The sequence below is a fragment of the Mesorhizobium sp. WSM4846 genome, assembly GCF_055811415.1.
In genome coordinates, this window is sequence record NZ_JBVVPZ010000026.1 from 38,563 (window position 1) to 45,518 (window position 6,956).

Annotated in this window: 7 protein-coding genes and 1 pseudogene; 6 read left to right on the forward strand and 2 right to left on the reverse strand. The window is 62.6% G+C overall.

Annotation, left to right across the window (positions count from 1 at the left end):
* Positions 1–16: 16 nt before the first annotated feature.
* The 4 genes from AC0L15_RS20980 to AC0L15_RS20995 are packed head-to-tail and all read left to right on the forward strand — an operon-like array spanning position 17 to position 4,460.
* The gene (locus AC0L15_RS20980; protein ID WP_027151261.1) at positions 17–1,279 is read left to right on the forward strand and encodes an ABC transporter substrate-binding protein; all 1,263 of its coding nucleotides are present in this window, start codon (positions 17–19) and stop codon (positions 1,277–1,279) included.
* 15 nt (positions 1,280–1,294) lie between these two features.
* Positions 1,295–2,320, forward strand: a complete 1,026-nt coding sequence (locus AC0L15_RS20985; protein WP_473496921.1) for a carbohydrate ABC transporter permease — start codon at positions 1,295–1,297, stop codon at positions 2,318–2,320.
* Positions 2,317–3,369 carry a carbohydrate ABC transporter permease gene (locus tag AC0L15_RS20990; RefSeq protein WP_287249862.1) on the forward strand — a complete coding sequence of 351 codons (1,053 nt, stop codon included), beginning with the start codon at positions 2,317–2,319 and terminating at the stop codon, positions 3,367–3,369. Before AC0L15_RS20985 ends, AC0L15_RS20990 begins: the two co-directional genes overlap by 4 nt.
* Before the next feature lie 8 nt (positions 3,370–3,377).
* Positions 3,378–4,460 carry an ABC transporter ATP-binding protein gene (locus tag AC0L15_RS20995; RefSeq protein ID WP_287249860.1) on the forward strand — a complete coding sequence of 361 codons (1,083 nt, stop codon included), beginning with the start codon at positions 3,378–3,380 and terminating at the stop codon, positions 4,458–4,460.
* 49 nt (positions 4,461–4,509) lie between these two features.
* Here the strand turns inward: AC0L15_RS20995 and AC0L15_RS21000 are convergent, their stop codons facing one another.
* Entirely contained in the window at positions 4,510–4,665 is a 156-nt protein-coding gene (locus AC0L15_RS21000) for a YjiS-like domain-containing protein (RefSeq protein WP_287249857.1), read from the reverse strand.
* Between the two features lie 122 nt (positions 4,666–4,787).
* Between AC0L15_RS21000 and AC0L15_RS21005 the strand changes: the two genes are divergently transcribed.
* Together AC0L15_RS21005 and AC0L15_RS21010 are read left to right on the forward strand one after the other, a co-directional pair.
* A complete protein-coding gene (locus AC0L15_RS21005; protein ID WP_287249854.1) occupies positions 4,788–5,771 on the forward strand; it encodes a LysR family transcriptional regulator in 984 nt (327 codons plus the stop codon).
* Between the two features lie 261 nt (positions 5,772–6,032).
* A complete protein-coding gene (locus AC0L15_RS21010; protein ID WP_287249852.1) occupies positions 6,033–6,284 on the forward strand; it encodes a DUF6074 family protein in 252 nt (83 codons plus the stop codon).
* 247 nt (positions 6,285–6,531) lie between these two features.
* On the opposite strand, the pseudogene AC0L15_RS21015 reads toward AC0L15_RS21010, so the two are convergent.
* Positions 6,532–6,956 (reverse strand): annotated as a pseudogene (locus AC0L15_RS21015) (Ig-like domain-containing protein); the annotation flags it as partial.

Consider the following 6,956-nt stretch of genomic DNA (forward strand, 5'->3'; position numbering starts at 1 on the left):
CGGAGGAGAGTGAACCATGAGAATGAATTCGATAATCCTGGGCCTTTCGGCGGGCCTTCTGTCGTCGACCGCGTTCGCAGGCGACGTTCGCGTGATGTGGTACTCGGACGGCGTCGAGGGTGAGGTTATACAGGACCTGCTCAACCGCTTCATGAAAGACAATCCGGACATCAACGTCATTCTCGACAATGTCGCCTACAAGGTTGTCCAGGAGCAGCTTCCGGTCGAACTCGAGGCAGGACGGGGTCCCGATATCGCCCGCGTCACCAACATCAAGGAACTCGCCGATCATTGGCTCGACCTGACGCCTGTGGTTGCCGATCCAGCATACTGGCAGACGAATTTCGGCGACCAGTTCGACTGGATGCGCCCGGACGGTTCCAAGATCATTCCGGGCTTCATGACCCAGATCACGCTGACCGGCGGCTTCGTCAACAAGACGCTTTTCGAACAGGCCGGCGTGCCGATCCCGGCCGACACCGCAACCTGGGACGAATGGGTCGATGCCGCCGGCAAGGTGCAGCAGAGCCAGCAGCTCAACGCAGCCTTTGCCATCGACCGCAGCGGCCATCGTATCTCGGCGGCGAACATTTCTTATGGCGCCAACTACATCGGCGGTGATCGACTGCCGGCGCCGATCGACGCCGGCACGAAAGCCTTCGCCGAAAAGCTGGTCAATTGGGTTGCCGACGGCCGCATGAACAAGGAAATCTGGGTGTCGGCGTCGGGCACCACCTATCGCGCCGGGGCCGACGACTTCATCAATGGGCAAATTGCCTACTATTATTCGGGCAGTTGGCAGGTTGCCAACCTGGCCAGCAAGATCGGCAAGAACTTCGACTGGGTGGCGACGGGCTCGCCGTGCGGCACCGCCGCCTGCACCGGCATGCCGGGCGGCGCCGCGCTGGTCGCCGTCAAATACACGAAGAACGCCGCTGAAGTCGGCAAGGTGATGGACTTCCTGGGCCGCGAGGACATCATGCGCGAATTCACCGAGCGCACCCTGTTCCTGCCTGCACATAAGGGCGTTCTCGCCGGCAAGATCGATTACAAGACCGATGACGAGAACGTCAAGGCGTCGCTCGAAGCCTTCCTGAAGGCATCGGGCAAGATCGCGCCGAATGCCGCCGCCCTGCCGGCATGGAAATGGGGAACTCCGGTCTATGGCGCGCTGGTGACCCGCATCAGTCAGGTCATGGCCGGCGAGCTGAAGCTCGACGAGGCTTTCGTCCGCATCGACGAGGACATCAAGGCACAGGTGGCCGAGGCCTCGAAGTAGCGTCGCGGCAGTGTCATGGCAGACGTCCGAAACAGCATAGCAACCCGCGCCGGCGCCATGATCCTGGCGCCGGTCGGCTGGCTTGCGAATGTTTTCGATGCGCCACTGCGCATGTTGCAACGGCGCACGGGCAGCAATGGCATGGCCGTGTTCTTCCTGGCGCCGAACATGCTGGTGTTCGGCATTTTCGTGCTGTTTCCGCTGGTCATCAACATCCTCTATTCGATGACCGGTGGCGGGGCGCTGTTCCTCGGCGAGCGCACCTTCGTCGGCGCCGATCAGTATGGGCGGCTGTTCAGTTGCGGCAGCTATCTCGATCCGAAGAGCTGCACCGAGGACCTGTTCTGGATCGCGGTTTGGAACACCCTGGCCTTCGTCGTGCTGCAAGTGGCGATGATGGTCGCCGTGGCGCTTGTCACCGCACTCGTGCTCAACCGTGAGTTGCGTGCGCGCAGTTTCTGGCGCGCCGTGTTCTTCTTCCCTGTGCTTTTGTCGCCGGTCGTGGTCGGTCTCATCTGGCGCTGGATCCTGCAGCGGCAGGGATTGCTCAACCTGATGGTGTTCGAGGCGGGCGGAACCCCGGTCAACTGGCTGGTGGAGCGCAACTGGGCCTTCGCGGCGACGATCATGGTGTCGGTCTGGGCCCATGTCGGCTTCTATGCGCTGATCCTTCTCGCCGGCCTTCAGGCCATTCCGAAAGACCTCTATGAGGCCGCCGAGATGGACGGCACGCGGCCCATGCGCGTCTTCTGGCGCATAACGCTGCCCTTGCTGGCGCCCAACCTCCTGGTGGTGCTGGTGCTGACACTCATCCGCGCCGTGCAGATATTCGATGAAGTCTATGTGCTGACCGGCGGCGGTCCCGGGACCAGCACGCTGTTCCTCACGCAGTACATCTACGAGGTCGGCTTCGCCTCGATGCTGCGCAATCCGGGGCTCGCCTCCGCGGCCTCGATCCTCATGGGAGCGGTGCTGGTCGTGCTGACCTTGATCCAGCTGGGCATCGCAAGGCGCAACGAGCAGCGGGGCAAAATGCGATGAGCAGGGTTGCGGAATTTCTGTTCCGCCGGCGCGGCGGCGCCGGCTGGCACTGGACCGACGTTTTCACCTGGTTCTGGCTGATCGGCGGGCTGCTCGTCATGTTCGGCCCGGCGCTCTGGCTGGTCAACTCCTCGTTCAAGACGCCTGCGGCGCTGGCGGAGTTCCCGCCGACTGTTTTGCCGTATGTCACCGCCGAAGCTGTCGTGGAAGGATACGAGGAGCCGCTGCAGCTCTTCGAAGTGCGCAATGACGACGGCAGCGCGCGCGTGCTCGCCGAAGTGCGCCGCCTCGGCACCGTCGCGCAGATGGTCGATCCCGCCAACCCGGGCGAGATCATACGCGTCAACATCCGGGACCGTACACCCAAGCGCAGCATTGCGTTCGCGCTCGACAATTATGTCCAGCCTTTCCTCGCCTTTGACTTCTTTCTCTATCTGCGCAACTCGGTCTTCGTCACCGTGGTCGCCACCCTGATTACGCTCCTGACCAATTCGATGGCTGCATTCGCACTGTCGAAGTACAATTTTCGGGGACGCTCTGCCGTGATGATGCTCATCGTCGCGACGCTGATGGTGCCGCTCTCCGTCATTCTGGTGCCGCTCTATTCGGTGATCTCGGCGATGGGACTGTTCAATTCGCTATGGGGCGTGATCCTGCCCACAGTGGCGACGCCCACGGGCGTCTTCATGCTACGCCAGTACATGCTGACGATCCCCGACGAGTTGATCGATGCAGCGCGCATGGACAAGGCGTCGGAATGGCAGATCTACTGGCGCATCATCCTGCCGCTGACCGCCCCAGCGCTGGCGGTGCTGGCGATCTTTTCCGTCGTCTGGCGCTGGAACGACTTCCTCTGGCCACTGATCGTCCTGTCGCGCAAGGAGGTCTATACGCTGCAGGTCGGTCTCAACACCTATGCCGGCCAACTCAACGTGCAATGGCATTACATCCTGGCCATGACCGTCGTCACCATGATCCCGGTCGTGCTGGTGTTCATTTTCCTTCAGCGCTTCATCACCACCGGCATTGCCGGCTCCGGTCTGAAATAGAGGCTACCATGAGCCAGATCACACTCACCGGCGTATCGAGGGCTTTCGGCAAGGTCGGCGTGCTGCACGACATAAATCTCGACATCCTTGACGGCGAGCTGATCGTCTTCGTCGGCCCCTCCGGCTGCGGCAAGTCCACGCTGCTGCGGCTCATCGCCGGGCTTGACCGGCCGACAGGCGGCGTCATTGCGATCGACGGCAAGGACGTGACCACCGTTCCGGCCGCCGACAGGGGATTGGCGATGGTGTTCCAATCCTACGCGCTGTACCCGCACATGAGCGTGCGCCAGAATCTGGCCTTCGGACTGGAGAACGCCCGTATGGCGCGCGCCGAAATCGATGCGCGCATCGCCGAAGCCGCGCGGATGCTGGAAATCGCGCCATATCTCGACCGGCGCCCCGGCCAGCTCTCCGGCGGCCAGCGCCAGCGCGTCGCGATCGGCCGCGCCATCGTGCGCAATCCAACCGCTTTCCTGCTTGACGAGCCGCTGTCCAATCTCGACGCCGAACTGCGCATCTCGACACGCGCCGAACTGGCCGCGCTGCACGAGCGGCTGTCGGCGACGATGGTCTATGTCACGCACGACCAGATCGAGGCGATGACGCTTGCCGACCGCATCGTCGTGCTGCGCGCCGGCCGCATCGAGCAGATTGGCACGCCGCTCGAGCTCTACAATCATCCGGCCAATCTGTTCGTCGCCGGGTTCATCGGTGCACCGCGTATGAACTTCCTGCCGGTAAAGGTGGCGCCCGGGGGCACTGGCCGGTCAAGCCTCACGCTGGACGGTTCAGCTGGATTCGAGATCGACGGGAACGTCAGCGCGGCCAATGGCGACGTGACGCTCGGGCTGCGGCCGCATCACATCAGCCTCGCCGATTCCGGCAACGGAGACGTTGCGGCCCGCGTCGCGCTGGTGGAAGCCCTCGGCTCCGAGACAATCGTCCACACCAAGACAAGCGGCGGCCAGACCATGCTTGCGGTCGTCGCCGGACAATATCCGGTGGCTTCCGGCGACACGGTGGATCTGAAGTTCGATACCAGCCATCTGCATCTTTTCGATGACACAGGCCTGCGCATCGCTGTGAGTTAGAAGTTGGTTAGCCCCGTCTGGGGCGTCATCATCTGCATGCCCCGCCTCCTCAACGACGCAGGCTGGCGTGGCGGGCCTGCTCGCGGATCTCTTCGCGAGAAATGCCAGCATCGGCCAGTGTGCTGTCTGGGGCCTGCCTCAAGCTCGCAAGCGTCTGGCGATAGGCAAGCCAGCGGGCGAAACGGTGTCGAAGTCTATACAACATGATCGTCTCCTTTGGCGCACAGAAAGCCCGCGCGCCTGGGTTGGTCGAAAACGCAAAGCATCTGCGCGAAACGCATGCGCGTTTCGCAAGGGTTGCGCTGACTTCTTGGCCAGCAGAGGCGCTTGTCACTGTCGCTCCAAGCAGGATTGTCCAACGCCTCCAATGCCTCCATACTTGCGCGTGATGCCCGCTTCGCGCTACAGCCACGCTCGCAAGGAGTTTTTCATTTCTGCAAAATGGATATCGACTGGAACGATCTGAGGCTGTTTCTCGACGTTGCGCGGCTGGGTGGCTTGAGCGCAGCGACGGGAACGACGCGCCTCAGCGCAGCCACCCTTGGACGACGCGTCACCGCGCTCGAAAAGCAGATCGGCGAACCGCTGTTCGTGCGCCAGCAGACAGGCTACCGGCTGACCCCGATCGGTGAAGAACTGCTGCGGCGCGCCGAAGACGTCGAGGCAGCAATGCAGTCGCTGACCCGCTGGCGCGAGGGAAACCTGCCCGACCGCATTGTCCGCGTCTCGGCCGGGCCATGGACCTCAGCCTTCGTTTCCGCCCATATCGGCGAGATCTGGACGGTCGATGACGGCATAAGGGTGGAGCTCGTCACCACCACCGACCGTGTCGACATCGGCCGCCGTGCCGCCGACATCGGCATACGCAGCGAGCGCCCGACCGAGCAGTGGCTGGCCGGCCGTCAGAGCGGCAAGGTCGCCTACGCCATTTATTCCGGACGCCGCCTGATCAACGGCATCGCCGCCGGGTTGTTCGTCGGCGTCACCGGCGAAGCGGCAAACATTGCCTCGGCGCGCTGGCTGCAAGCCCATCACGGCGACCGCATCGCCGTGCGCGGCAACAACACCCATTCGGTGCGCGAACTGGTGGCCGCCGGCGCCGGCCTTTCGATCTTCCCGTGCTTCGTCGGTGACAGCGATCAGCGGCTGGTTCGCGTCGCTCAGCCTATCCCCGAACTCGAAACCGACCAATGGATCGTCACCCATCACGAGGAACGTCACGCGCCGCCGGTGCGAAAAGTCGCCGACCGGATTACCGCCTTGATGAGGGCGCACCAGCCGCTGTTTCGCGGCGAGACGCCGATCCGGTAAGCCTCAGGCGTCGATCGGCCGTCAGCTGAGCCGCATGCTGGCACTCATGCCGGACTCCTGCGCCGTCAGGCCTAGGCCAGTAATACTGCAACAGGGACTCGAACTCGCCATGCCGCTGCGTCCAGCCGCTATTCGCGGCACCGACCATCGAGCCCAGCGGACGCTTTGTTCCATGGCTGACCACCGTCAAAAAGAGCGCTGTTAACCAAATTTTCTAACCCGCCAATGCTTATTCGCGCGACTGAAGAGGTGAGGTGATCGATGTGCGATTCAAACATAAGCGCATTTCCGCTGCATCGGCGGCGGAAATTGGTCCAAGGGATCGCCCTGGTCCTGGAGTCCAAGAACGGGGAGGACGCGAACGCCTTCTGGCGCAACACCGCCAAGACAATTCTCGTTCAATTAGCCGAATCAGGAATTGCACCCGGGCTTGCGAAACAGGAAGTCGGAACGCTTCTTCATGCTGTCTTGGATGATATGGCCACCCGCAGTGCGGCGAAACGAGCACAATAGCATCGGCTGGCTCACGACGATGGATTGCCGCGTGGCACCACTGCATCCGTCAAATGCAAGGTTTTTCAATGCGGATGAAAAGATAGCCGCGTTCGTCGAAATCATGCCTCACCGTTGCAGACACCAGCCAGTCGGGTCATCAAGGTCTCGGATGAGCCCTGACGCCCCTTACTGCGCAATCGGGGAGGAAATCCTGCGCATGGGCGCGATCACGTTCGGTCTATGTAGCTGCCCCCACCATGCGCGCCTATAACACGAAGAAGTCGTCCACTGTGAGGAATGTGCTCGGGTCCAGGGCGGCAAACTTGACAGTCGCCACTCCTCCTGCCCCGTCCACATCGAACAGCAGATCGCCGGTCTCCTTGTCGTAAATGATGTTGTCGTTGTCATCGATGGCGTGCTTGCCGACGACGAAAACCGCAGCGGAAAGCGAACCGGCCGACAGCCCGACGAATGCGAAGCTGTCCAGCCAGAACACATCGTCGAGCGCATTGAAGTCTTCTATCCTGTCGTAGTTCGCCGGCCCAATTGCGTCGAACACGAAGACATCCCTGCCCCCCTCGCCGGCCAGCCGGTCGCGGCCCGCGCCGCCATTGAGGATGTAGTCGCCAGCACCACCACGCAAGTCGTCGGAGCCCGCCCCCCCCCGGGGGACCGCGTGGCCCGGGTGCC

What these genes read in the sequence shown, in the direction of transcription:
- AC0L15_RS20980 (WP_027151261.1), top strand. Translation starts at nt 17, where the DNA reads ATGAGAATGAATTCGATAATCCTGGGCCTTTCGGCGGGCCTTCTGTCG.
- AC0L15_RS20985 (WP_473496921.1), top strand. Translation starts at nt 1,295, where the DNA reads ATGGCAGACGTCCGAAACAGCATAGCAACCCGCGCCGGCGCCATGATC.
- AC0L15_RS20990 (WP_287249862.1), top strand. Translation starts at nt 2,317, where the DNA reads ATGAGCAGGGTTGCGGAATTTCTGTTCCGCCGGCGCGGCGGCGCCGGC.
- AC0L15_RS20995 (WP_287249860.1), top strand. Translation starts at nt 3,378, where the DNA reads ATGAGCCAGATCACACTCACCGGCGTATCGAGGGCTTTCGGCAAGGTC.
- AC0L15_RS21000 (WP_287249857.1), bottom strand. Translation starts at nt 4,665, where the DNA reads ATGTTGTATAGACTTCGACACCGTTTCGCCCGCTGGCTTGCCTATCGC.
- AC0L15_RS21010 (WP_287249852.1), top strand. Translation starts at nt 6,033, where the DNA reads ATGTGCGATTCAAACATAAGCGCATTTCCGCTGCATCGGCGGCGGAAA.